This window comes from Caballeronia udeis, from assembly GCF_001544555.2.
Classification (GTDB): domain Bacteria; phylum Pseudomonadota; class Gammaproteobacteria; order Burkholderiales; family Burkholderiaceae; genus Caballeronia; species Caballeronia udeis.
The window spans coordinates 1-23401 of the sequence record NZ_FCOK02000088.1; the positions used below are offsets into that span (position 1 = coordinate 1).

The 23401-nt window shown below is 59.2% G+C and carries 23 protein-coding genes; 12 read left to right on the plus strand and 11 right to left on the minus strand.

Features of this window, described 5'->3' with window-relative positions; translation table 11 throughout:
* Positions 1-292 precede the first annotated feature (292 nt).
* Entirely contained in the window at positions 293-1198 is a 906-nt protein-coding gene (locus tag AWB69_RS38340) for a dTDP-4-dehydrorhamnose reductase family protein (protein ID WP_062091996.1), read from the minus strand.
* Complete coding sequence (locus AWB69_RS38345) at positions 1195-1401, minus strand: heavy-metal-associated domain-containing protein (RefSeq protein WP_062091997.1); 207 nt, start codon at positions 1399-1401, stop codon at positions 1195-1197. Before AWB69_RS38345 ends, AWB69_RS38340 begins: the two co-directional genes overlap by 4 nt.
* A gap of 96 nt (positions 1402-1497) precedes the next feature.
* Between AWB69_RS38345 and cueR the strand changes: the two genes are divergently transcribed.
* Entirely contained in the window at positions 1498-1884 is a 387-nt protein-coding gene (gene cueR / locus AWB69_RS38350; protein WP_062091998.1) for a Cu(I)-responsive transcriptional regulator, read from the plus strand.
* Positions 1885-2171: 287 nt separating this feature from the next.
* A complete protein-coding gene (locus tag AWB69_RS48290; protein ID WP_087882081.1) occupies positions 2172-2318 on the plus strand; it encodes a DUF3563 family protein in 147 nt (48 codons plus the stop codon).
* Positions 2319-2413: 95 nt separating this feature from the next.
* On the opposite strand, the gene copM is transcribed toward AWB69_RS48290, so the two are convergent.
* Positions 2414-2827 (minus strand): CopM family metallochaperone, encoded by a 414-nt coding sequence (gene copM, locus AWB69_RS38355; RefSeq protein WP_082913773.1) that lies wholly within the window; start codon positions 2825-2827, stop codon positions 2414-2416.
* 141 nt (positions 2828-2968) lie between these two features.
* Between copM and AWB69_RS48920 the strand changes: the two genes are divergently transcribed.
* Positions 2969-3568, plus strand: coding sequence for a hypothetical protein (locus AWB69_RS48920; RefSeq protein ID WP_197500411.1), 600 nt, complete (start codon positions 2969-2971; stop codon positions 3566-3568).
* Positions 3569-3589: 21 nt separating this feature from the next.
* Here AWB69_RS48920 and AWB69_RS38365 read toward each other — a convergent pair whose 3' ends face one another.
* Both AWB69_RS38365 and AWB69_RS38370 read right to left on the minus strand, forming a co-directional pair.
* The gene (locus tag AWB69_RS38365; protein WP_062091999.1) at positions 3590-4435 is read right to left on the minus strand and encodes a 23S rRNA (adenine(2030)-N(6))-methyltransferase RlmJ; all 846 of its coding nucleotides are present in this window, start codon (positions 4433-4435) and stop codon (positions 3590-3592) included.
* Positions 4436-4595: 160 nt separating this feature from the next.
* On the minus strand, positions 4596-5567 hold the full coding sequence (locus AWB69_RS38370; RefSeq protein ID WP_062092000.1) for a potassium channel beta subunit family protein: 972 nt from the start codon (positions 5565-5567) through the stop codon (positions 4596-4598).
* A gap of 245 nt (positions 5568-5812) precedes the next feature.
* Between AWB69_RS38370 and AWB69_RS38375 the strand changes: the two genes are divergently transcribed.
* Positions 5813-6610 carry a 3-hydroxybutyrate dehydrogenase gene (locus AWB69_RS38375; RefSeq protein WP_062092001.1) on the plus strand — a complete coding sequence of 266 codons (798 nt, stop codon included), beginning with the start codon at positions 5813-5815 and terminating at the stop codon, positions 6608-6610.
* A gap of 68 nt (positions 6611-6678) precedes the next feature.
* Positions 6679-7926: a DUF3734 domain-containing protein gene (locus AWB69_RS38380; RefSeq protein WP_082913774.1), complete on the plus strand. Its 1248-nt coding sequence runs from the start codon at positions 6679-6681 to the stop codon at positions 7924-7926.
* 109 nt (positions 7927-8035) lie between these two features.
* On the opposite strand, the gene AWB69_RS38385 is transcribed toward AWB69_RS38380, so the two are convergent.
* Positions 8036-9235: an amino acid aminotransferase gene (locus AWB69_RS38385; protein ID WP_062092002.1), complete on the minus strand. Its 1200-nt coding sequence runs from the start codon at positions 9233-9235 to the stop codon at positions 8036-8038.
* A 495-nt stretch (positions 9236-9730) separates the two neighbouring features.
* On the opposite strand from AWB69_RS38385, the gene uvrB reads away from it, so the two are divergent.
* The 6 genes from uvrB (at position 9731) to AWB69_RS38415 (ending at position 15973) form a co-directional block, all read left to right on the plus strand.
* The gene (gene uvrB / locus AWB69_RS38390; RefSeq protein ID WP_062092003.1) at positions 9731-11824 is read left to right on the plus strand and encodes an excinuclease ABC subunit UvrB; all 2094 of its coding nucleotides are present in this window, start codon (positions 9731-9733) and stop codon (positions 11822-11824) included.
* Positions 11825-12139: 315 nt separating this feature from the next.
* On the plus strand, positions 12140-12688 hold the full coding sequence (locus tag AWB69_RS38395) for an iron transporter (RefSeq protein WP_062092004.1): 549 nt from the start codon (positions 12140-12142) through the stop codon (positions 12686-12688).
* Between the two features lie 103 nt (positions 12689-12791).
* Positions 12792-13139 carry a cupredoxin domain-containing protein gene (locus AWB69_RS38400; protein WP_062092005.1) on the plus strand — a complete coding sequence of 116 codons (348 nt, stop codon included), beginning with the start codon at positions 12792-12794 and terminating at the stop codon, positions 13137-13139.
* Positions 13140-13220: 81 nt separating this feature from the next.
* Positions 13221-14066, plus strand: a complete 846-nt coding sequence (locus tag AWB69_RS38405) for an FTR1 family iron permease (protein ID WP_062092006.1) — start codon at positions 13221-13223, stop codon at positions 14064-14066.
* A gap of 5 nt (positions 14067-14071) precedes the next feature.
* Entirely contained in the window at positions 14072-15478 is a 1407-nt protein-coding gene (locus AWB69_RS38410; protein WP_197500413.1) for a 4Fe-4S binding protein, read from the plus strand.
* A gap of 81 nt (positions 15479-15559) precedes the next feature.
* Positions 15560-15973 carry a heme-binding protein gene (locus tag AWB69_RS38415; protein ID WP_062092007.1) on the plus strand — a complete coding sequence of 138 codons (414 nt, stop codon included), beginning with the start codon at positions 15560-15562 and terminating at the stop codon, positions 15971-15973.
* A 313-nt stretch (positions 15974-16286) separates the two neighbouring features.
* Here the strand turns inward: AWB69_RS38415 and hemP are convergent, their stop codons facing one another.
* The 4 genes from hemP to AWB69_RS38435 all read right to left on the minus strand — a co-directional run bounded on the left by hemP (position 16287) and on the right by AWB69_RS38435 (position 18696).
* On the minus strand, positions 16287-16547 hold the full coding sequence (gene hemP, locus AWB69_RS38420) for a hemin uptake protein HemP (RefSeq protein WP_062092008.1): 261 nt from the start codon (positions 16545-16547) through the stop codon (positions 16287-16289).
* Between the two features lie 141 nt (positions 16548-16688).
* The gene (locus tag AWB69_RS38425; RefSeq protein WP_062092030.1) at positions 16689-17183 is read right to left on the minus strand and encodes an SRPBCC family protein; all 495 of its coding nucleotides are present in this window, start codon (positions 17181-17183) and stop codon (positions 16689-16691) included.
* Positions 17184-17255: 72 nt separating this feature from the next.
* Positions 17256-17666: an OsmC family protein gene (locus AWB69_RS38430; protein WP_062092009.1), complete on the minus strand. Its 411-nt coding sequence runs from the start codon at positions 17664-17666 to the stop codon at positions 17256-17258.
* 157 nt (positions 17667-17823) lie between these two features.
* On the minus strand, positions 17824-18696 hold the full coding sequence (locus AWB69_RS38435; RefSeq protein ID WP_062092010.1) for a pirin family protein: 873 nt from the start codon (positions 18694-18696) through the stop codon (positions 17824-17826).
* A gap of 169 nt (positions 18697-18865) precedes the next feature.
* Between AWB69_RS38435 and AWB69_RS38440 the strand changes: the two genes are divergently transcribed.
* Complete coding sequence (locus tag AWB69_RS38440) at positions 18866-19828, plus strand: LysR family transcriptional regulator (protein WP_062092031.1); 963 nt, start codon at positions 18866-18868, stop codon at positions 19826-19828.
* A gap of 345 nt (positions 19829-20173) precedes the next feature.
* Here AWB69_RS38440 and AWB69_RS38445 read toward each other — a convergent pair whose 3' ends face one another.
* On the minus strand, positions 20174-23278 hold the full coding sequence (locus AWB69_RS38445; protein WP_062092011.1) for an Ig-like domain-containing protein: 3105 nt from the start codon (positions 23276-23278) through the stop codon (positions 20174-20176).
* Between the last annotated feature and the right edge of the window lie 123 nt (positions 23279-23401).

Below are 23401 nucleotides of genomic sequence, written 5' to 3' on the forward strand. Positions count from 1 at the left end.
AGGCTCCTCATGCGCTGCCAAGCAACTCCGCAGCTATACAAAAACCCCACCCCTCAAAGGTGGGGTTTTTGCGTTTCGCCCTCCACCTTTCGTGAAGTTCTTCCCGCTCTAATCGCTTGTTCAATATGGCGAATGGAGTCTTCAGTTCGCCCAGCAAGCCGACTCAACCGCTTCCGTTGGGTTCTCCTCTAAAGCGAACCCCAAAGCCCATTTTTGAGTATGCACCAAGCAGCGAAATACCTGGTCGGCTATGCCCGAATCTCACCACCGCCCACAGGCTTGCTGGACGTGGTCACTTTTGCAGCACAGAGCGGATCGCGGTGTCGAAAGGTGTTCTCTGCCCGATCTTCAAAGCTTCCAACGCATCCGATGCAAGGTGGCAATTTCGTGGACGCGGCGTGGCATCAATCGGCGTGTGTTGTGCCGTGATCCGGGCATCAACGTTCAGCACGCGCGCGATGCTTTGCGCAATGCCGAACTTTGTCATAGGCTCATCGCCGGACCAGTGCTTAACGCCCGTCACCGATTCGCCAATTTCGTGGCGTTCCAGTAACTGCCGGATCACAACGGCCACGTCCGGCGTGAAGGTGGGGTAGCGCGTTGCCCAAGCATCCATCACTGCGGGCGCGGGTCCACGAACTGATTCCACAATTGCCGGCGTCAGGCTGGTCACCGCCGACTCACCCCAATCGATCACTGGGCCATACAGCAACGGCAAACGCAGCACGCAAGATTGGGCGCCGGATTGCAGCAGCGCCTGCTCTCCGTCAAGCTTGCTGCGACCGTAGGCGTTCAGGGGATTCGGCACATCGTCAGGCTGATAAGGCGGTCGTGTGCCATCGAATACATAGTCGGTCGAGATGGAGAGCACCCACGAACCGATTTCCTGCGCGGCGCTCGCAATAAAGCCTAATGCGTCGACATTCAATGCGCGCGCGAGCGCCGGGTCATTCTCGCAAACGTCAGGACGCCTTTCGGCCGAGGCCACAACGATCGCGTCGGGCGCGTGATCGGTGATGAATTCCCGAACGGCGCTCTCATCGCGGACATCGAGCGTGACAGTGCTCGCGTCGCCATGACGAAACGCTGTTCGTACCACCTGCCACCGGGGGAACGCGGTCAGCTCGTTCGCAACGGCGCGTCCAAGCAGTCCGGACGCGCCAATCAACGCAACTTTGAAGTGCGCCCCCCGATTCATGCTGCTTTCGTCGATACGACTGTATAGCCGGCCTCATCGATTGCTTCCCTGAGCGCATCGATGGTTTCGGTCGACGCCACTACAACACGCCCATGCTCGAGATCCACCTGGACTTGCGCGGCGGCGTCGATTTCGTGGATCGAGCGCGTGACGGCGGCGACGCAATGCTGGCAGCTCATGCCTTCTACCTTGAATTCAGTCATATCAATTCCCTGCCTCGGTTTTGTAAGAGCGGACCATGCTATACCTTCCTATCGTTGGAAGGTGTAGAGTCTAGGAAAAATTTAGGAGTGTCCGCGATGAACATCGGCGAAGCAGCGCGCGCGTCAGGCGTGACGGCCAAGATGATTAGGTACTACGAGAGTGTTGGTCTTTTACCACCGGTTGACCGCACCACATCGGGATACAGGATGTACGGGACCCAGGAGGTTCACGCGTTACGTTTTGTTCGGCAAGCGCGTCGGCTCGGCTTTCTGGTCGACGATATTCGCAAACTCCTGGCGTTGTGGCAGGACCGGCAGCGCGCCAGCGCGGAGGTCAAGGCGATCGCACTTGAACATGTCGCGGAGCTGGACCGGCGGATCGCAGAACTCACGGATATGCGGGACACGCTCGCCCATTTGGCAGTACATTGCCACGGGGACGGACGGCCTGATTGCCCCATTCTGGAAAGGCTCGCCGAGTGATCATGTTGGTGCGCTTGGGCGGATCTTCTACCTCGGATCTTCTGCCTGATTTTTGCACCAATAATGTGCTAAATTTCGACGATGTACCGCTGATTCTTGATAAAACTAGTGAAATCAACTACTTGTTCCGATGCGGTGCATGCACCATTCCAAAAAAGAATGCACCCAATGCAGGCATTTCACTAACACCGCCAGCACAGTTCGTCTATAATCGGGGTTAACCCTTTTGAGGGATATCCCTGACCCGAACCGCCGGGGATTCATTTGAGATCCTTGGAGAAAAAATCATGTTTGCATTCTTGCTCGAAAAAGTCAGCATTTGGTTTGAAACCGCCGAACGTAATCGTCGCGAAGAATATCTGGCGCAATCGTCGGATATCGTCCAGCTCGAAAAGCGTATCCGCTCGCTGGAAACCGAAGGCTACTCGCTGTAATTTCAGCCGAAAACATCCGGCCGGAAAATTGAACAAGCCCCGCATGCGGGGCTTTGTCATTTTTGGCCTGCGCTCGCGGGGTCAGACCACGCCGATCACTTTTTCAGCGGGTGTGCTGCGAGCCATTGCTTCATGAACGCAATTTCCTTGTCCTGCGAAGCAATGATCTCCTTGGCCAACGCGCGCAACTTCGCGTCCTTGCCATACTTCAACTCGACTTTTGCCATTGCGACCGCGCCTTCATGGTGAGGGATCATGTGCGCGACAAAATCATGATCGGCATTGCCGGTGTATTGGACGTCGGACATGCCGGACATCATCGAGTGATCGGCTGCCTGGAATTCCTTCGTCGAGGCGGAATCGCCCTGATTGCCGCTTGCGGTCGACATATCCATGTCCGCCATCGATGCCGAGGATGCCGGCGTCTGTGCAAACGCAGCGGGCACTGAGACAACGAATGAAAGTGCAAACGCGGCTGCGCCAGCGAGGAAGGTTTTCGAGAATGTCATTGAATCTCCTTAAATTTCGACTTTCGAGAAAGCTAGCCTAAAGCTTGCCATCGCGGTAAGGTAAAGCGCTTTTATATGATGTGAAGTGAATCGGCCCGATATACGTGTCGGCGATCATTCATTCGCCAAAGGGGCACCGCCGTGAGTCCAGAACTTCAACCTGTCAGATATGTGGCGATCGCAGCGCTATGGCTTGTTTTGGGTTTCACGGCGTTGGACGCATTCGCCCAGGCGGGCGGTCAGCCGCTCATTCTGGATACGCAGACGGGGATTCACAGCGGCGCGGGCGGTACTGTTCTGCAGACGGGTCCGCTGAATGGCTCGGGCATGGTGCCAGCGCGCCCGACGGCCACGTTGCCCGAATTGCCGCAGCAAGATCAGCAGACAATCATCGTTTCGCCATACATCGAACTTCAGCAGGGCAAGCATCATGCCGCGCAGGGATATGGATCGTCGCCGGGCTCACAGCCGTCGTCGTCCAATTACCAGCATGGACCACGTTCAACGTCGCCACAGTCCAGCGCCTCTTACGGGGTGTCAACCGGCATTCAAACCCAGGCTCCCACCTCAACGCAGCCTGCGGTGCCACAGGCAAGGCAGTCTCCTGGTCTGCCCCCGATAATCACGCCGGTACCCATCGCAACACCGAAATCCGTTGCCACAAAACCTGCAGCGATCCTACCGGTCCGGTCATCGGATCCGCATAGCCAAACCGGCGCGGTTACCACGTCGCTTGATTAACGGCGAACTGCGCAGACGCGCTCAATTACCGCGATGTTCGAGTTTGAACGCCGCCTTGCTGTCCTGACCCAGTGCGTCGACGAGATAGGGTAGCGTCTCTTTCAACTCACCTGCGAGCGTATACGGTGGGTTGACGATAAACATGCCGCTCCCGAACAGGCCAAAGCCGTCGACGGGCGGTTTGCTCACGGTCAATGACGCATGCAGCCAATTCTTGGGTTGCACGCGCTTCAATTGATCGGCGAAACGCTGGGACTCGAGCCGGGTGACTTGCGGGTACCAGATTGCATAAGTGCCCGTCGCAAAACGCTTCAGGCTTTCCTCGAGGCAGTTCAGCGTGCGCGCGTAATCGCGCTTGTCTTCGTACGACGGATCAATCAGGACCAGTGCCCGGCGCGGCGGTGGCGGTAATAGCTTGATGATGCCTTCGAAGCCGTCGCCTTCGAAGAGCACCGCCCGCCGGCCGGCGTCGCGGAAATTGTGGCGCAGCACATCAATTTCGGTGGAATGCAGTTCGAATAACCGCATGCGATCCTGCTCGCGCATTACCCGCCATGCGAGATAGGGCGAGCCGGGATAGAACTGCAGCGAGCCGTCTGCATTCAGCGCCTTTACCTCTTTGACGTAATCCTTGAGCAAACCCGGCAAATCACGCTTGGTCCAAATCTTGGCAATGCCCGTTTCGAACTCGCCCGTCTTGGTCGCAAAACCGTCGGTCAGCGAATACACGCCGGCGCCGGCGTGGGTGTCGATATACCAAAACGCCTTGTCCTTCTGGGCAAGGTGTTGCAGCAACTGCACGACGACCGCGTGTTTCAGCACGTCTGCGTGGTTGCCTGCGTGAAAGGCGTGTCGGTAACTGAGCATGGCAAATGAGTGAGCGAGACGAGAATGAGCGCGGCCTGAGCCAGACGGACGAATAAAAGCGCCTAAGCGCCGAGACGCGAAGGCACTGTACGGCACCACAAGGCGCACGCGGCAGGGTCGTTATTGTAGCCGACGACCCTGCATGTCCAGGACCTACGGCTCAGACGAACGAGTCGCCCACGATTTCCTCGATGCGCTGCTTGATCTCCGGCGTGATTTTCTGCACGACGTCAATGGCCTTCATATTCTCGTGAATCTGCTCCACCCGCGATGCGCCCGTAATCACGGTGCTGACATTCGGATTCAGCAAGATCCAGGCGAGCGAAAGCTGTGCCAGCGAGCAGCCAAGCTGGTCGGACACGTCCGCGAGGCGCCCGACAATGTTGTTCGATCCCTTGTCTGTCAACTTCTTGGCCAACCACTCGTAGCCTTGAAGCTGCGCACGGCTGTCCGACGGAACACCATCGCGGTACTTTCCGGTGAGCAACCCTGAAGCGAGCGGGCTCCAGGTTGTCAGACCCAGTCCAATGTCTTCATAGAGGCGCTTATATTCGTCCTCGACCCGCTTGCGATGTAGCAGGTTGTACTCGGGCTGCTCCATTACCGGTTTGTGCAGATGATGCCGCTCGGCAATGTCGTATGCCGTGCGAATTTCGTCAGCGCTCCATTCCGATGTGCCCCAATACAGCGCCTTGCCCCGCGCAATGATGTCACTCATTGCCCAAACCGTTTCCTCGATCGGTGTATGCGGGTCAGGCCGATGGCAAAACACGAGGTCGACGTAGTCGAGTTGCAGACGCGCAAGCGAGCCATCAATGGCGTTATGCAGATACTTGCGGCTGAGCGTTTGCTGCTGGTTCGGCCCTTCGTTGATGCCAAAGAAAAACTTGGTCGACACCACGTAGCTTACCCGCGGCCACGCGAGCTCCTTCAACGCGCGGCCCATGATTTCCTCGGACTTGCCTTTGGAATAGACCTCGGCGTTGTCGAAAAAATTTACGCCGTGATCGCGTGCGGCGGCGAGCGACTCGCGCGCCGCGCGATGGTCGACTTGCGTGCCGTAGGTTACCCACGAGCCAATCGACAATTCGCTGACCTGCAGGCCGGAACGTCCTAGCCGACGATAGTTCATGTTCGTGATCTCCAGTTTTGGGTTTGAGTTGCATCGGGCGGGTTTCAAAGCTTAATCCGATTCCAGGATTCGCGCGCCGTCGCCCGGCTTGGCCGACCGTCACGTTCAGTGCATTCGTGTCCGAACGATAGCCCGGCCAGGTGGGGTCGAATAGCTGACCGAAAGGCCTATGACATTTATCGAGGTTGATCAGCGCGGCGTTGCGTGGTTTCATTGTTCGAATCTGAACGGAGAAGGGGCGGCAAATGACATCACTGAATACGAGTCTGGCGGGCAAGGTTGCGGTGGTCACGGGCGCGGCGAGCGGGATCGGCAAGCAAATTGCCCTGACGTTTGCGCAGGCGGGTGCAGCGGTTGCCATAGCGGATCTGAACCAGGAGGCCGCCGACGCCGTGGCCGGGCAGATCAGGTCGCAGGGCGGCCGTGCGTTAGGCGTCGTGATGGACGTTACCGACGAGCAGGCGGTGAACACAGGCATTGATCGAGTGGCGGCGGAATTCGGCTCGATCGATATCCTGGTGTCGAATGCCGGCGTGCAGATTGTCAACCCGATCGAAAACTATGCGTATTCCGACTGGAAGAAGATGCAGGCCATTCACGTCGACGGGGCGTTTCTAACCACGAAAGCCGCGCTTCAGCACATGTACAAGGACGATCGTGGCGGCGTCGTGATCTATATGGGATCGGTGCATTCGCATGAAGCGTCACCGCTCAAGTCCGCGTATGTCACGGCCAAGCACGCGTTGCTCGGGCTGGCTCGTGTGTTGGCGAAGGAGGGCGCGAAGCATCACGTGCGCTCGCATGTGGTGTGCCCGGGTTTCGTGCGCACGCCGCTTGTCGACAAGCAGATTCCCGAGCAGGCGAAGGAGCTTGGTATCAGCGAAGAGGACGTGGTCAAGAATGTGATGCTGGGCGGCACGGTCGACGGCGTCTTCACAACGGTGGAAGACGTGGCCCAAACGGTTTTGTTCCTGGCAGCTTTCCCCACGGCCGCGCTTACGGGTCAATCAGTCGTGGTGAGCCACGGCTGGTACATGCAGTAAGGCTTGAAACAGGAGTTTCAATGGCAGAGCGAACGAGCAGTGCACGTGGACGCAATGAGACGAAAGGAATGAAACGGACGAAGGCGGCGAAGGAGCCTCGCAACGTGACGTCGCTCGACGTTGGTGAACCGCCTGAGGTATTTGCCTCGGGTGGCCCCGAAGCGGACAAGCGTATCAAGTTGCCGCCCTATGAAACCATCGCGTTGATGTTGCAGGGTGGTGGGGCGCTCGGTGCCTATCAAGCGGGCGTGTATCAGGGGTTGAATGAGGCTGGTATTCACCCGAACTGGATTGCCGGGATATCCATTGGTGCGTTGAACACGGCGATTATCGCGGGGAACGCGCCTGAGAATCGTGTGCCGCGTCTGCTGGAATTTTGGGAGACGATCTGCCAGCCCGCTTTTATGCCGCCCTTGCCCGCTTTCATCGAACACGCGTTCTTCAATTCCACCGACGAGATCCGCAAGGCGTTCACCGCGATGCAGGCCGCGAGCGCCCTGGTCGAAGGGCAGAGGGGATTTTTTATACCGCGTTTTCCCCCGCCGTCACCGCTGGCTGCGGGGCATCCTGGTGCGGCGAGTTTCTATGACACACAGCCGCTGAAGGGCACGCTCGAACGGTTCTGCGATTTCGACCGGATCAACTCGCGTGAGACCCGGGTTTCAGTGGGTGCGGTGAACGTAGCCACCGGTAATTTCGCGTATTTCGACAACACGCACATGAAGTTGCGCCCGGAGCATTTCATGGCGTCGGGGGCGTTGCCGCCGGGTTTCGCGGCCGTCGAGATTGATGGCGAGTATTTCTGGGACGGTGGCCTGATGTCCAATACGCCACTTTACGAGATCGTGCAGACCACGCCGCGTCGTGACACGCTCGCGTTCCAGGTCGATCTCTGGAGCGCGCGCGGGCCGGTGCCGGACAGTATTGTCGATGTGATGGGGCGCGTGAAGGACATTCAGTACTCCAGCCGGACGCGGCTCGTTACCGACACCTTGCAGCGCTCACAGCGGTTTCGGAACGTCCTGAGGGAAGTGCTGGACAAAGTGCCGGTTGACATCCGCAACAGCGACCCGTGGTGCAAGACGGCGGAGGAACTCGCGTGCTCGAAGCGTTTTAACGTCATTCACCTCATCTACCGGCATAAGGAGTACGAGGGGAACTACAAGGATTTTCAGTTCGGGCTGTCGACCATGCGTGAGCATTGGGAAAGTGGCTTGTGCGACATCCGCGGCACGCTCACGCATCGCGATTGGCTTGATATGCCGAACAACGATGCCGGTTTCATCACGCACGATATTCATCGCGACGGACGTTGATCGGGCGTCACTGGTGCGAGCGGCCGTTCCGTGTCCGCAGCACGCTCGCGACTTCAAAAAAAACGGCGCTCACACGGAGCGCCGTTTTTAGAAACCACGAAAAGCAAACTTACTTCAGCACGGTCGCGATGGCGTTGGCCACCACTTCAAGATTGCGCGTGTTCAACGCGGCCACGCAGATGCGGCCTGTGCTGACGGCGTAGATCCCGAATTCCTCACGCAAGCGGTCAACTTGCGGCGAGGTCAGGCCGGAATACGAAAACATGCCGCGTTGCTGGTTCACGAAGCCGAAGTCGCGCTGCACGCCTGCTGCCTTGATGTGCTCGACCAGGCCGTTGCGCATGGCGCGAATGCGGTCACGCATTTCGCCGAGTTCCTGTTCCCATGTAGCGCGCAATTCGGGTGAAGCGAGCACTGCGGCCACGACCGAGCCGCCGTGTGTCGGCGGATTCGAATAGTTCGTGCGAATCACGCGCTTCAATTGCGACAGCACGCGCGTAGCTTCTTCCTTGGAGCCTGTGATGATCGACAACGCACCTACGCGCTCGCCATAAAGCGAGAACGATTTGGAAAACGATGACGACACGAATACGTTGATGTCCGCCTTCGCGAAAAGGCGAACGGCCGCTGCGTCAGCGTCGATGTTCTCACCGAAGCCCTGATAAGCGATATCGAGGAACGGCACCAGCGAGCGTGCCTTGACCGTTTCCACGACCTGTTGCCATTGCGCCGGGGTCAGGTCGACGCCGGTCGGGTTGTGGCAGCAAGCGTGCAGCACCACCACCGTTCCGGCCGGGTAGCTGTTGAACGCTTCCAGCATGTCGTCGAACTTCACGCCATGGGTGGCTGCGTCGTAGTACGGGTAGTTCACGACTTCAAAACCGGCGTATTCGAACAACGCGCGATGGTTTTCCCAGCTCGGGTCGCTGATGGCGATTTTGCCCGTGGGATTCAGCCGCTTCAGGAAGTCGGCGCCAATCTTGAGCGCACCCGTTCCACCCAGCGCCTGCGCCGTGATCACGCGGCCGTCGGCGATCAGCTGGGAATCGTTGCCCAGCAGCAGCTTTTGCACCGCTGCGTCATAAGCGGCAATGCCTTCGATGGGCAGATAACCACGCGGTGCGGCCAGTTCCGTACGCGCTTTTTCGGCTTCGCGAACGGCACGCAGGAGCGGGATCTTGCCTTCCTCGTTGAAATACACGCCCACGCCGAGATTGACCTTGGTCGTGCGCGGATCGGCGTTGAAGGCTTCGTTCAGGCCCAGAATCGGGTCACGGGGGGCAAGCTCGACGGCTGAGAAAAGAGACATGATTTATCGGCGGTAGTGGAAAGGCGGCACGGGCGGTCGGGATGGGGTTGGCAACTGATCGGCAGCCAATCGCAGATCAGCGGCTAAAAAGCGGGGCAAACCGGACCTCAAGGAGCCAACAGGAGGCAACAAAACTCCGTCCCATCGATGAAAACCCCAGTCCGGCATTGTAACGAATCGAGCGCTGGTTTTCGGCGTCGAGAAACGGAAGAAACGCGGGATTTCGCTATTTTTTTCCAGCAATTCCCCGTTTTTCTACAAAAACCCAGCCAACTGCCCGCAGCGTACCGGAACATTATCGTCAAGCTTTCACTCGTCAAAACAATCACTTGCGATTTCCGTGCCGACGCCCCATCTTCGAAACACAGGGCATCAGCGAAAGCCCGGCGCAAATCGCCTCGAACCTGTACCCACAATCCTGATTCGCCGTCCAAACCCGCTCCAGCGCGAACCGCTAGAATGGGTGTTTGCTCTCGGCCAAGGCACTTCACCCTCATGTCCGATACCCCGCTACTTGAAACCGCCGAAACCCTCGACGAATCCAAATTCGTCACCTTCGAAGGTTCGCCGTTCCAGCTTTATCAACCGTATCCGCCTGCCGGCGACCAGCCGACGGCGATCGCGACGCTCGTGGAAGGAATCGAGGACGGTCTGTCGTTCCAGACTCTGCTTGGCGTAACGGGCTCGGGCAAGACGTTCACCATGGCCAACGTGATTGCACGCATGGGCCGGCCGGCGATTGTGTTTGCGCCGAACAAGACGCTCGCCGCTCAGCTCTACGCGGAGTTTCGCGAGTTTTTTCCGCGCAATGCCGTTGAATACTTCGTTTCCTACTACGATTATTATCAGCCGGAAGCCTACGTTCCGCAGCGTGACCTGTTTATCGAGAAGGATTCGTCGATCAACGAGCACATCGAGCAAATGCGGCTCTCGGCGACCAAAAGCCTGCTCGAGCGGCGCGATGTGGTGATCGTGGCGACAGTGTCGGCAATCTACGGTATTGGCAATCCGTCGGAATATCACAAGATGATTCTGACGCTGCGCACCGGCGACAAAATGGGCCAGCGCGACATCATTGCGCGCCTGATCGCAATGCAGTACAGCCGCAATGAAGCCGATTTTTCGCGCGGGACGTTTCGCGTGCGGGGCGACACCATTGACATCTTCCCGGCGGAGCACGCGGAAATGGCGGTGCGCGTAGAGCTGTTCGACGACGAAGTAGAGTCGATGCAACTCTTCGATCCGCTCACCGGCCGCGTGCGCAACAAGATTCCGCGTTTCACCGTGTATCCGTCGTCCCACTATGTGACGCCGCGCGACACGGTGATGCGTGCCATCGAGACAATCAAGCTGGAGTTGCGCGAACGGCTCGAGTTCTTTCACAAGGACGGCAAGCTGGTGGAGGCGCAGCGGCTTGAACAGCGCACGCGTTTCGATCTGGAAATGCTGCAGGAACTGGGTTTCTGCAAAGGCATCGAGAACTATTCGCGGCACTTTTCCGGCGCGGCGCCGGGCGAGCCGCCGCCAACGCTCGTCGATTATTTACCGCCTGACGCGCTGATGCTGCTGGACGAGTCGCACGTGCTGATCGGCCAGTTGAACGGCATGTACAACGGTGACCGGGCGCGCAAGGAGAATCTGGTCGATTATGGCTTCCGGATGCCGTCGGCGCTGGACAACCGGCCGCTCAAGTTCAACGAATTCGAACGGAAGATGCGCCAGGCAATCTTCGTTTCGGCCACGCCGGCCGATTACGAAAACCGCACGGCGGGGCAGGTGGCCGAGCAGCTTGTGCGTCCGACCGGCCTGGTCGATCCCGAGATTGAAGTGCGTCCGGCGCGCTCGCAGGTGGACGACGTGCTTGGCGAGATCAATGAGCGCGTCAAAGTTCACGAGCGTGTGCTGGTGACGGTGCTGACCAAGCGCATGGCCGAGCAGCTTACCGAGTTCCTCGCGGATCACGGCGTGAAGGTGCGCTACTTGCATAGCGATATCGACACGGTGGAGCGCGTGGAAATCATCCGCGATTTGCGTCTCGGCACATTCGACGTGCTGGTCGGGATCAACTTGCTGCGAGAAGGGCTGGATATTCCGGAAGTGTCGCTGGTCGCGATCCTCGACGCTGACAAGGAGGGTTTTCTGCGCGCGGAACGCTCGCTGATCCAGACGATCGGCCGGGCAGCGCGTAACGTGAACGGCAAGGCGATTCTTTACGGCGACAACATGACGGATTCGATGAAACGCGCGATCGGGGAGACCGAACGGCGCCGCACGAAGCAGATTGCGCACAATCTCGCGATGGGCATTACGCCGCGCGGCGTGACCAAGCGGATCAAGGACATTATCGACGGTGTCTATAACGCCGACGACGCCCGCGCCGAAATGAAGGAAGCGCAGACGCGTGCGAAGTTTGAAGACATGTCCGAGAAGCAGATATCGAAGGAAATCAAGCGGCTTGAAAAGCAGATGATGGATCACGCGAAAAATCTGGAATTCGAAAAAGCGGCACAAACCCGCGACCAACTGTCGCTGCTCCGGCAGCGCGTCTTTGGTGCCAATGTGGGCGACCACATTACGGGTACGAGCTAAACGCAAGCATTTCAGCGCAAAGAACGCGGCAACCCGAGCGGGTTCGCCGCTTTTTTTGCCCGAAATTCCGCCACAAACCCCCCTCCACCATCTCAAAAACCCAGCGGGCACAAGGCTCATTGATTTCCATCAAATTGTCTCGTCCTTAGATCAATGCTAAACTCCTCAACCATTGAGAATGGTTCGTATTATCGTTGTCAGTTACACTTTTATTGCGATTCCCTATCGTCGACGCCGGATTGATCGATGAGCTGGCCTGGTCGGATCGAGCGCACGCCCAGCGCCGGTCCGATCAATAACAAGAAGGAGTGAAGGATGCAGGTTTCAACTTTTGTTCGCGGCTCGGTGGCCGCGGTCGCGCTTGCGGCAATGGCGTCGGTATCGGCTGCCGAATATCCGATCGGCAAGCAGCACATCGAGAACGGCATTGAAGTGGGCGCGGTGTATCTGCAGCCCATCACCATGGAACCGGAAGGCATGATGCGCAAGGCCTCGGATTCCGACGTGCACCTCGAAGCCGACATCCACGCCGTGAAGAACAACCCGAACGGCTTCGCGGAAGGCGACTGGATGCCGTACCTGCAAGTGACGTACGAGCTGACCAAGGTCGGCACGACGCAAAGCATCAAGGGCGACATGATGGCCATGGTCGCAAGCGATGGCCCGCATTACGGCGACAACGTAAAGCTCTTCGGCCCGGGCAAATACCACCTGAAACTCAACATTGCGCCGCCGATGCAAACCGGCCACATGGCATTCGGCCGTCACGTCGACAAGGAAACGGGTGTGGGTCCGTGGTTCAAGCCCTACACGATCGAATACGATTTCCCGTTCGCCGGCATCGGCAAGAAGGGCGGGTATTGAGCGTTCGAGCATTTGAGCATTCGAGTCAGGTGTCCGGCGTGACGTGGACATCAAGTGCCATGAAGTGAAGCGTCCCGCAGGACGTCGCAGCCAGGAAGCATGCATGCAACGCAAATACAAGTTGGTCGCCTTCTCGCTAGCCTTGGCGGCTGGATGGTTCGCCAGTGCGGCAGTGGCGCAAGCCGCCGACCTGCCGACCTTCAAGCTGGAAATGAACGACGGCAAGCTGAATCCCACGCGTATTGAAGTGCCGGCGGGACAGCGCATCAAGATCGAAGTGCACAACATCGGCAAGGGTGCGGCGGAGTTCGAAAGTATCCAGTTGCGCAAGGAAAAAGTGCTGGCGCCCGGTGCTGATTCGTTCGTCGTGATTGCGCCGCTGGAGAAGGGCGAATACAAGTTCTTCGACGACTTTCATCAGTCGGCGCAGGGTGTCATCGTCGCGAAATAAGGTCATGCCGGGCCGGTTCGCGCGCTGTTCGTCCAGTGTCGTGCGCAAACCGCCCCGGTCTGCAAGAGCGGGAGATAAGTGATGGGTCAGGTTCTTTTCATCGTGTGGCGGGAGAGTGTCGAGGCGCTGCTGGTCGTCGGCATCCTGTATGCATGGTTGAAAAATGGCGATGCCGACGCGCGTCGCGGCATTCCGTATTTGTGGGCCGGCGTGGCCGCCGGGTTGCTGGCCGCCATAACGCTGGGCGCAGCGCTGGTCGGGTTCACGGAAGAGCTGTCCGGTGACGCACAGGATTATTTCCAGACGGGCATGGTCCTCGCGGCGTGCGTGCTGATCGTGCAAATGGTGCTGTGGATGAAGCACCACGGGCGGTCCATGAAGCGCGACATGGAAGCGTCGCTGGAAAAGAGCAAGCAGGATGCGAACTGGTGGGGCGTCAGCTTGCTGGTCGCGCTTGCTATTGCGCGTGAAGGCAGCGAGACGGTGATTTTCCTGTACGGCCTCGGCTTCGGCCAGTCGGGCCACGTCGATCCGATGCAGTACCTGGCGGTTGCAATCGGCCTGGGGCTTGCGTTCCTGACGTTTTATCTGCTCCAGCTTGGCGGCAAGATTTTCTCGTGGCGGCTTTTTTTCCGCGTGACGGAGATCATGCTGCTATTCCTCGCGGCGGGCTTGTTCGAAACAGGTGTCGATAAGCTTATCGACAAGGAGATCCTGCCCGTCGTCATGAATCAGGTGTGGGATACGTCCTGGCTGCTCGATGATTCCAGCACCTTCGGTTCGCTGATCGCCACGCTAACGGGTTATCGCGCGCACCCGGCTGGCATGAACCTGATTGCATACGCGGTGTATTGGGGCGTGATCTTCCTCCTGCTGCGCCGATCGAACAGCCGGATGGCGCAAAAATCGGCGAGAAAAGTGGCATGAGCGGCATGAGTGACGTCATGAATCGGCCCGGCCGGCTGCAGCAAGCCGGGCAATGGATGCAACAACACGGCAACCTGATCCGCGGCATTCAGTGGGTCGTGGTCGTCGTGTATGCGTTTCTGATTCTGGTGCCAGCCGTCCTGCCGCTGCCGGACGGCACCGCGCATCTCTGGAGCAACCTGACGCTGGCCGCGCAGTTTGTGTTCTGGGGCATCTGGTGGCCGTTCGTCCTGCTGTCCATGGTGATGCTCGGCCGCGTGTGGTGCGGCGTGCTGTGTCCTGAAGGCGCACTGACCGAGTTCGCGAGCAAGTTCGGCCGCGGCTGGGCCATTCCGCGCTGGTTGCGCTGGGGCGGCTGGCCGTTCGTCGCGTTTGGCATTACCACCATCTATGGCCAGATGGTCAGCGTTTATCAGTATCCGAAAGCTGTGTTGCTGGTGCTGGGCGGATCGACTGTCGGCGCCATGATCATCGGCGTGTTGTATGGACGCGAAAAACGCGTGTGGTGCAAGTATCTCTGCCCCGTGAACGGGGTGTTTTCGCTTCTGGCGCGGCTTGCGCCGTTCCACTACAAGGTGAACGAGGACGCGTGGCGTCGCTCGTATAAAGAGGGCGAGCACGGGCATCGCGTGATACCCGTTAACTGCGCGCCGCTCGTGCCGCTGCGCGCCATGAAAGGCGCGTCGGATTGCCATATGTGCGGCCGCTGCAGCGGCCATCGGGATGCTATTTCGCTGGAGTGGCGTTCGCCCTCGGCCGAAGTCGTGCAACTCGGCGATAAGCAGGCGAATCCATGGGACACGGCGCTCATTCTGTACGGCCTGCTGGGCATCGCCATTGGCGCGTTCCACTGGACCGTGAGCACATGGTTTGTCGACCTGAAGCAAATCTTCGCGTCGTGGCTGATCGATCGCAACATCCTCTGGCCGCTCGATACAAACGCGCCGTGGTTCCTCTTCACGCACTACCCCGAACAAAACGATGTCTTCTCCTGGCTCGACGGCGGGATGGTCGTGGGTTATATCGTGGTGACAGGGCTCGTATATGGCACGGCGCTTCTGGCCCTGCTGGCCGCTGGCACACGCATGCTCGGGCGTTTCGATTTCACACGCTTGCACCACCTGACGCAGGCGCTCATTCCTGTGGCGGGATGCGGCGTGTTCCTGGGTTTATCGGCGACTACGGTGTCGCTGCTGCGCGCCGAACATTTGCCGCTCTGGTGGGTGACCGACGTGCGTCTCGGCTTGCTCGGCGTCGCGAACCTCTGGAGCGCGTGGCTTGCCTGGCGCGTCATCGGCCGCTATGCATCCGGGCGCTTGGTCACGCAAAGCGTGGCGATGCTGTGGTTCATCGCCGCGCTCGCTGTCGCCGATAGTGCGTGGTACATGATGTTCTGGGGCTTTTCGCGGTAACGTTGCGGGTATCGGCCAATCGCGAACCAATCGCAGGCCAATCGATTCATCAACGCAACGACCATCCCAACAGGTGAAGAAATGAGAACGAAACCGGTATTGACCGATGTCGACGTGAAAGCCATCGCGGCCGCGGCTGAAGCGCATGCATTGGCGAACAAGTGGAACGTGGCGATTGCCATCGTCGATGACGGTGGTCATCTGCTTCACCTGCACAGGCTGGATGGCGCTGGCGCGAGCACGGCGGAGATGTCGGCGGGCAAGGCACGCACCGCAGCGCTCGGCCGGCGCGAAACGAAAGTGTATGAAGACATGATCAAGCAAGGCCGCACCGCGTTCTTGAGCGCACCAATGACTGCCATGCTGGAAGGTGGCGTGCCGATCGTGGTGGGTGCGGATATTGTCGGCGCAGTGGGGGTGTCGGGCGTGAAGTCGGACCAGGACGCGGCGGTGGCGCGAGCGGGCATCGCTGCATTGGGGATCGAGAGCGTTTAAGGTCCGGAAGCAAGCAAAGTTGCGCAAGGTCGATGAAGCTCGCCGGCCTGAATAAAAAAGCACGTTTTCGCGAGAAAACGTGCTTTTTGCTTAGCTGATGGCGCTCTTAAAAGCACATGGCGGGAACCAAAAAAAGCGGCTTCGCTGGCTATTGACGACTGGCTGGTGTTTGCACGAAGGGGTCTAAATTCTCGCGTGCAAGCCGTCATTGCTGGCTAGTGCCAAACACCTCTCGAAGAGGTGGTCCCCACAATACCCGGTACTACTGCAATCCTGTCCTGCGTGTTGCTAAAACTAAAGCGCGTCCTGCTCGTTACTTGGTGAGGATCAATTTGCCCAGACGCGTGGCGCGCAGCTGATACGTCTCACCGTTATGCATGATGCTGATGTGGCTATGACCTTGCAGCAGTGTGTCGCTGCGCAGCGACCGTTCGCCGCTTTCCGGCACGCTACTCGACGGTGCTGTCCGCGCGGTCGTTACCGCCGCCGTCCGGGGGCGCGAAATAGCTGCTGCCGCAGAGCGTTCGACCGGGCGACGTAGCCGCAGCGTGTTGGAGCGCAGGATGTCGGTCATGTCGAAGAGTCCGTTCGTTGAGTCGATGGATTAATCTTAATGATAACCATTACTATTTACAACAACGAAGTATTCATCAATCACACGTTTCGATAGTCATTGGCTGTTCTCTTGCCGAAACAATCGAAACGTGGCGCTGCGTTAGTGCAGCGGGCCTTCGAGGGGGCTGCCGTGAGCGAATTGCCGGATCAGCCGGACGGTGTCGATATCCGCTTCCCGATACGCGGACTTCACAATCTCCTGCGTCTGGAGCGCGTCGGCGCTCGCCTGCGGGTCGTCGGCGACGGGCAGGGTGGTCGCGTAGGTGAATCGCAGGAACAACTGCAGCTCGTCCGGTTGCTCGATCGCCATGGTCAGCGAGCCGCCTACGTATTCGGCGGTCGGCAGGATGTCGTAGCGGACGCTGGTTTCGGGAATCAGTGTCACGCGGTCACGCACGACGGCTTGACCATAGTGCAATTCGCGTTCGAGCACGTCGCCTTCACGTGACAGGATCGCGCAGCGGTCCAGGCCGATCACGAACAGTTGCGGCTGTTCCGCGCGCAGCACGAGCCCGTGCCAGACCTGTTCGCGGGTCATCGATTCCACGAAAGGGTTGAGCGGGTCGTTGATCTGGATGAGGTGTTCGAAATTCAAGACGACGTTTTCCTTGGGTTGTTCGTTTGGCCGGAAATCGCGGGGAGCATGCACCCCGCGCATGTAGCCAGCTTATGCCGGCGTAAGGCCCGAATGAATCATGATCGTGCCGCTGAGAATCTTGTGCACGGGACACGCATTGGCGATTTGCAAAAGCCGTTCCCGCTGGGTGTTGTCGAGTTCGCCGGTCAACACGATCCGGCGGTCGATCACCGTGCCTTCCGGCGTGGTGTCCAACGTGAGTGTCACATGTACCGCTTCTAGCGGCCACGCCTTGTGCTTCGCGTACATCTTCAGCGTGATCGACGTGCACGCGCCCAGGCTCGAAAGCAACAAGCTGTGAGGCGTAGGGCCGGTATCCGCGCCGCAATGTGGAGACGGCTCGTCCGCGATCCATTCATGCTGACCATCGCTCAACGAAACCTGAAAATCCGCTGCACCAATGCTGGCGCTGACGGGCGGCGTCACAAACTTTTCGGACATGCGGTACTCCAGGGTTGGCGAATGGGCAGACGATGCGGGGAATAAAAGCTGACGATAAAACGGCGCGGCACGAACGACTATTGTGACGCAAATAGTGTCATTCGTGCCGCGCCGGTGAAACAAGCCCGGTCTGACCGCCCGACGGCGGCGAGCCGGCCTAGTGGGTGATCGCGCCCATGCGTCCCGCCTGGTAATCGACCACGGCCTGGCGGATCTCATCCTCCGTGTTCATGACGAACGGGCCGTAGCGGACCACCGGTTCTTTCAGCGGCACGCCACCGATCAGCAGCAATTCCAGCGGTTCGTCTCCGGCGGTGAACGTGACCGTGTCGCCATCATCCGCGAACACGATCATCTGCTGCGCCCGCACGGCCTGCTTTGCCTCGCCATAGAGACCATCGCCCGACAACGCATAACCGAACACGCGAAAGTCGCGTGGCACCGGATGCACGATCGATGCGCCCGGTTCCAGCGAGAAATGCTGGTAAAGAATGGGCGTACGGGTTTCGATCGCTGCCTTCACGCCGAGCGCTTCGCCCGCGATGACCTTCACGCGTACGCGGCCGTCGACGCTGGTCGCAACCGGAATTCGCCCGGACGCGATCTCCTGATAATGCGGCGCGATCATCTTGTCGCGCTTGGGCAAGTTCACCCAAAGCTGCAAGCCATGCACGCGGCCGCCGGTGCGCGTGAACTCGGGGTCGGGCATTTCGCTATGCACGACGCCCGCGCCGGCCGTCATCCATTGCACATCGCCCTGACGCAGCGTGCCGGAATGTCCCGCTGAATCCTTGTGGCCGAACTGGCCCTCGAGCACGTACGTCACGGTTTCGAAGCCGCGATGCGGATGATCGGGTGCGCCTTTCGCCTCGCCGGGCGCGTAGTCGACCGGACCCATTTCATCGAGGAGCAGGAACGGGTCGAAGTCCATCAGAAGCCGCGTGGGAAACGGGCGATGGACGACAAAACCGCCGCCCTCCACGGTGCGGAGTGCCGGAATTGTGCGTTCGATACTGCGGGTGCTTTCCATTTTGTCCTCGCTTGTGGGCCAGCGTGGCCGATGCAACGGGTGACGCATTAGCGCCAAAATTAAAACATGGAGCTATTATATGGATGCCATTTCGCGGAAAAAGCCGTCAAACCGCAATGGATTGTCCCGCCTGTGGAACAACGAAAAACTCAACGAAAACGCCGACCGCATGAAACCTGACTCGCATGATCTCAATGACTTGATGTATTTTTCGTACGTTGTCGAGCACGGCGGATTCTCGGCGGCGGAGAGAGTGCTTGGCATCTCCAAGTCGCGCTTGTCGCGGCGCGTATCCGAGCTGGAAACGTCGCTCGGTGTGCGTTTGATGCAGCGCTCCACCCGAAAACTCGCACTGACGGAGGCCGGCCAGCTTTTCTACCAGCACTGCAAGGCGATGCTCGCAGAAGCCCAGGCCGCTGTCGACATTGTGCATAGCCTGCGGGATTCGCCGCGCGGGAGTGTGCGCGTGAGCGTGCCGGTGACGATCGCGCAGACGTTCTTGTCAGCGATAATGCCGGACTTTTTGCATCGATATCCCGAGGTTCGCGTCATCCTGAGCGTGACGAACCGCGTGATCGATCTGTTCGAGGATGCTATTGACGTTGCGTTGCGCGTGCGTTCCGAACCGCCCGTCAATTCGACTATCGTCGCGCGCCCGCTCTGGCGCACGGAACAAATGCTGGTGGCGGCGCCTTCGCTGCTCAAGCCGAACGCGCCGCCGCTCACGCCGTCGGAGCTGGCGCAATTCGACACCATTGATGTCCCGGCAACCGATGGCCGCCACGTCTTTCGCCTGATTGCGCCCGATGGCACGCGTCACGAATTCGAGCATGAGCCGCGCCTTGTGACGGCAGACCTCGGGATGATCCGGGAAGCGGTGCTGCGCGGCGTGGGTATCGCGGCGCTGCCGGAGATGATGTATGGCGCTGCGTTGCGTACCGGCCAGATGTCGCCGGTGATGCCAGGCTGGACTTTTCCGACTCCGCAGCTCTATGCAGTGTTTTTATCGCGGCAGGGCATGGTGCCGGCCATTCGCGCATTCGTCGACTTTCTCGTCGAGTCGATCAATGACAGCAATCGCTTCCCGGGAGAATGTCCTCTTCCGATCGAGCCTGCTCGCGAAACAGTGTGACTAATCTCGGTGCAGCCTTAAGTTTCTGACATTGAAGCGTGCGCTTGCGATGGTCAGATTCAATCGCCACCGGCTTGAACGCGTTGTGCTCGGGCGCTATATTGAAATCTCTTCGCTAAGGAGCTGCTTATGCGAAAACTCACGGCCACTTTTATAGTAGGCCTGATAGGGCTAATAGCGCTGTCCGTGTCGAGCACGGCTGTCGCATGTAGTGGTACCGCGGATTCAACTTACTCTGCTCCAAAGTAACCGCTAGCCCGAATGTGCCGGCGCGCACACAAAAAAAGGCCTTCATCAATGCGATGAAGGCCTTTTACTTTGCGGGCTTGCTGGCGCTCTTAAACTTTAGGTGTGCAGCGTAGTCAGCACCCCCTGCTGAACCAGCAACTCGGTGTGTGCGCCCGAATGCTCGTACACGTTGTACATCATGCCGCCCACAAGCGCTGTGCCGTGCTGGTCCCACTCGCCTTCACTTATGCCGGCTATGTGAGTGTTCGAGAGAGCCACGTTGTCGCCGTTCGATCCGTTCACCATCATCTGTTGCTTGCCATCCGTCTGGAACAGGTCCATCTCGCCCAGGTTCAGCACATCCACCAGCGAAAGCTTCAGGCTGTTCGCATGACCGCCCAAATCGATCACTTCGATACCGGACACCGCCGCCGACGCTGTCTTGCCCGTGAGCGAAGTCAGGTCAAGGATCTGGTGGTCACCCATGAGGTGCAGCGTGTCGATGCCTGCACCGCCCTCGATGTGCGCGGTGGTTTCCTTGAAATAGGACGCCGGATTCGCATTGAGGTCCACCGTTTCGTCGCCGGTTGTGCCCTTGAACGCGTCGTGCTCGCCCAACGTGGTGTGGTGGGACGTTGCGGGAGTTGGTTCAGCAAGCACGCTGGCTTGCGCGGCGTCGTCGATTGGCACGACCACGCGCGTTGAACCACCCATCGTGGGTTTGGGTGCGGGCAACGGATCGATGGTGAAGGTCCAATGATTTGAACCCGGGCTGAGTTCCCCTGTGGCGAGGGTTTGCGTCGCACTCAGGTCGTGCGTCCCGACAGCGGCATCAGGCAGGGTGAAATCCCACCGGCCGTCATCGCCGACCGCAACAGCGCCGAGCGGGGTCATGCCGTCGTAAATCGTGAGCGTGCGACCCGGTTCGCCGTGGCCGGATATTTCCACGTTCGTGCCGGCGACCGCGCTGTGGGCGGGCGGAATTGAAACAGCAGTCAGGCTGGTCGCGTCGTCGCTGACCACGTGGTCGATCGACGGCGCACTGAGGCCGCCCCCATATACCCAGAAGTAGAAGTGCATTGAGGCCGGGCCGACTTTGCCGGTCGTATCCGTGAGCGTTGCCGACAGATCGTGCATGCCACCAGGCAGCGAGGAGGCCAGCTTGAACGACCAGTTTCGCTCGGCGTCGACCTGCGCGCTGCCGAGCGCCGTGTTGCCGTCGTATAGGGTAACGGTTTGATTCGCAATTCCGGTACCGCTCACTATCAGGCTCGGATCGCTTGTCATCGCATACAAGGCGATCGGCCCGCTAAGCGAGGCTACGTTCAGGATCACGGGGGTAGCCGACGTCGATGTGTCGATGCTGAAGATAACGTGATTCGAGTTTTGACTTACCGCGCCATCACCGTCCGTCTGCACCGCGCTCAGATCGCGTGGACCATCCGCCAGCGTAGGCGCCGAAAACACCCAGCGCCCATAGACGCTGACCCTGGTCGAGCCAATAGCCGTTGCGCCGTCGTACAGCGTGACCAGGTCCCCAGGCTTGCCGGTTCCGGACAGGTCCAGATAGGGCGTATGTACCAAGCCGCCGGATGGCAATCGCTTACTGCCGATCTGGTTCCATTGGGTGTCATATTGCGTCATGTCCGTGATACTTGGCGGCATTGGCCCGGTAACAGCCACGGTGAAGCCAAAGTGATTCGAATTCAGGCTTTCCAGGCCGCTGGTGTCTTTTTGCGTCGCACTGATGTCATGCACGCCGTTGGGCCATTCTTTCACCTTGAACGCCCATGTGCCGTTGAACTTCGCCACCACTGAACCGAGCAGGCTTGCGCCGTCATAGACTTGAACGACCGCGCCCGCCTTGGCAGTACCCTCGATCTGCACGCTCGCCCAAGGGCTCACGCCGCCTAAAGGTACGAGTCCTGTATTGGTGCTGTTGTAGTCAAACTCAGCCGCAAGCAGGATCGTCGGCGCATCCGGCAAAGGGCGCACGACGAACATCATGTAACTGGTCGCCATACTCGACCTGCCCGCGAGGTTTTTTTCGGTCACACACAGGCTATGGGTCCCGCTGGACAAATCGGCTGCCGGTGCGATCGACCACGTGCCGTCCGGGCGGACGGTGGTCGAGCCAATCACCGTGGAGCGGTCGTACAGCGTGATCGTATTGCCGGAACTACCCATGCCGGTGACTGACGGATGCGGGTCGGCGGTTGTTCCGCCGTAAGAGATGGCGTGGCCGGTGCTATCCGTGATGCCCATAACCACCGGCTTGTTCGGCGTGGTCGTGTCTACCGTGACCGAGTAGTGATTCGAAAACGGACTCGTCACACCTGGAGCGTTAGTTTGCGTCGCGCTCAGATCATGTGTTGAATCGGAGAGTGCGGACGTCGCGAATGACCAGTTGCCGGTGGCGTCGACTACGGACGATCCCAGCAAGGCGGAGCCGTCGTACACCTTGATTGTCGAGCCGCTATCACCTTGCCCGTGGATCAGGATGTTCGAATGGGCGACTACGCTGCCTGGCGCGACGTTGTGGTCGATGATCGCGTGGCCGGCATCGCAGGTATCGACATAAGTGATAGCGGGCGGCGTCATATTCGACACGGTGAATTCGACAAATCCCGACGGAGCACTCGATAAGCCCGCTGCATTGGTCTCGACCACACACACGCTGTGCGCGCCGACCATCAGGGCAGATGCGGGCGCGAGCGACCATGCGCCATTCTGGCCGATGACAGTTGAGCCAATGACGGCCGTTCCTTCGTACATCGTTATCTTGTCGCCCGGCGTGCCCGTGCCGGTCATGGTTGGTTGCCTGTCGGTCGTGCTGCCGCCGTTCGCGACAGCGCTTGAGTGCAACCCGGTGTGCCCAAGGAAGGTATCGGTCGTCGGAGCGACCGGCAGTGCAGGTGCGGCCGTTCCGGACGTCGCGGTTACCGGATTGGCCGACGTGCTCCACTGGTCCAGGTTGTCGATTGAGATCGCGCAGAATTGGTGTTTGCCGGATTTGAGCTCCGCTGCCGGCGCGAACGACCATGCGCCGGTTTCTGCAACTATTACTGTGCCGAGCATCCGTACGCCGTCGTAGACTTTTATCGTGGTGCCCGGGTCAGCAAGGCCGGAGATGGTGAACTCGCCGTTCCCGGTTGCGCCGCCGTGTACCGACCCAGCCGACAAGATAAGAGGTTTGGTTGGGGTTTGATTCTGGAGCGCCATATTCTTTTAGCCTGTTTGAAACCGCGGAAAATTTAAAGTCTGCCGGGGCGATGAGCCGGGTCTCGGCCCAACTCCGGGTGCTGAATCTGCGATTTTGAACAGTGAGAGTCCGCATGGATACAG

Coding starts and splice junctions, on each gene's coding strand:
- AWB69_RS38385 (WP_062092002.1), bottom strand. CDS start 9,235: ATGTCTCTTTTCTCAGCCGTCGAGCTTGCCCCCCGTGACCCGATTCTG.
- AWB69_RS38440 (WP_062092031.1), top strand. CDS start 18,866: ATGAAACCTGACTCGCATGATCTCAATGACTTGATGTATTTTTCGTAC.
- AWB69_RS38435 (WP_062092010.1), bottom strand. CDS start 18,696: ATGGAAAGCACCCGCAGTATCGAACGCACAATTCCGGCACTCCGCACC.
- AWB69_RS38430 (WP_062092009.1), bottom strand. CDS start 17,666: ATGTCCGAAAAGTTTGTGACGCCGCCCGTCAGCGCCAGCATTGGTGCA.
- AWB69_RS38370 (WP_062092000.1), bottom strand. CDS start 5,567: ATGAACTATCGTCGGCTAGGACGTTCCGGCCTGCAGGTCAGCGAATTG.
- AWB69_RS38375 (WP_062092001.1), top strand. CDS start 5,813: ATGACATCACTGAATACGAGTCTGGCGGGCAAGGTTGCGGTGGTCACG.
- hemP (WP_062092008.1), bottom strand. CDS start 16,547: ATGACCGACATCCTGCGCTCCAACACGCTGCGGCTACGTCGCCCGGTC.
- AWB69_RS38380 (WP_082913774.1), top strand. CDS start 6,679: ATGAAACGGACGAAGGCGGCGAAGGAGCCTCGCAACGTGACGTCGCTC.
- AWB69_RS38365 (WP_062091999.1), bottom strand. CDS start 4,435: ATGCTCAGTTACCGACACGCCTTTCACGCAGGCAACCACGCAGACGTG.
- AWB69_RS38445 (WP_062092011.1), bottom strand. CDS start 23,278: ATGGCGCTCCAGAATCAAACCCCAACCAAACCTCTTATCTTGTCGGCT.
- cueR (WP_062091998.1), top strand. CDS start 1,498: ATGAACATCGGCGAAGCAGCGCGCGCGTCAGGCGTGACGGCCAAGATG.
- AWB69_RS48290 (WP_087882081.1), top strand. CDS start 2,172: ATGTTTGCATTCTTGCTCGAAAAAGTCAGCATTTGGTTTGAAACCGCC.
- copM (WP_082913773.1), bottom strand. CDS start 2,827: ATGACATTCTCGAAAACCTTCCTCGCTGGCGCAGCCGCGTTTGCACTT.
- AWB69_RS38405 (WP_062092006.1), top strand. CDS start 13,221: ATGGGTCAGGTTCTTTTCATCGTGTGGCGGGAGAGTGTCGAGGCGCTG.
- uvrB (WP_062092003.1), top strand. CDS start 9,731: ATGTCCGATACCCCGCTACTTGAAACCGCCGAAACCCTCGACGAATCC.
- AWB69_RS38400 (WP_062092005.1), top strand. CDS start 12,792: ATGCAACGCAAATACAAGTTGGTCGCCTTCTCGCTAGCCTTGGCGGCT.
- AWB69_RS38340 (WP_062091996.1), bottom strand. CDS start 1,198: ATGAATCGGGGGGCGCACTTCAAAGTTGCGTTGATTGGCGCGTCCGGA.
- AWB69_RS38395 (WP_062092004.1), top strand. CDS start 12,140: ATGCAGGTTTCAACTTTTGTTCGCGGCTCGGTGGCCGCGGTCGCGCTT.
- AWB69_RS38410 (WP_197500413.1), top strand. CDS start 14,072: ATGAGTGACGTCATGAATCGGCCCGGCCGGCTGCAGCAAGCCGGGCAA.
- AWB69_RS38415 (WP_062092007.1), top strand. CDS start 15,560: ATGAGAACGAAACCGGTATTGACCGATGTCGACGTGAAAGCCATCGCG.
- AWB69_RS38345 (WP_062091997.1), bottom strand. CDS start 1,401: ATGACTGAATTCAAGGTAGAAGGCATGAGCTGCCAGCATTGCGTCGCC.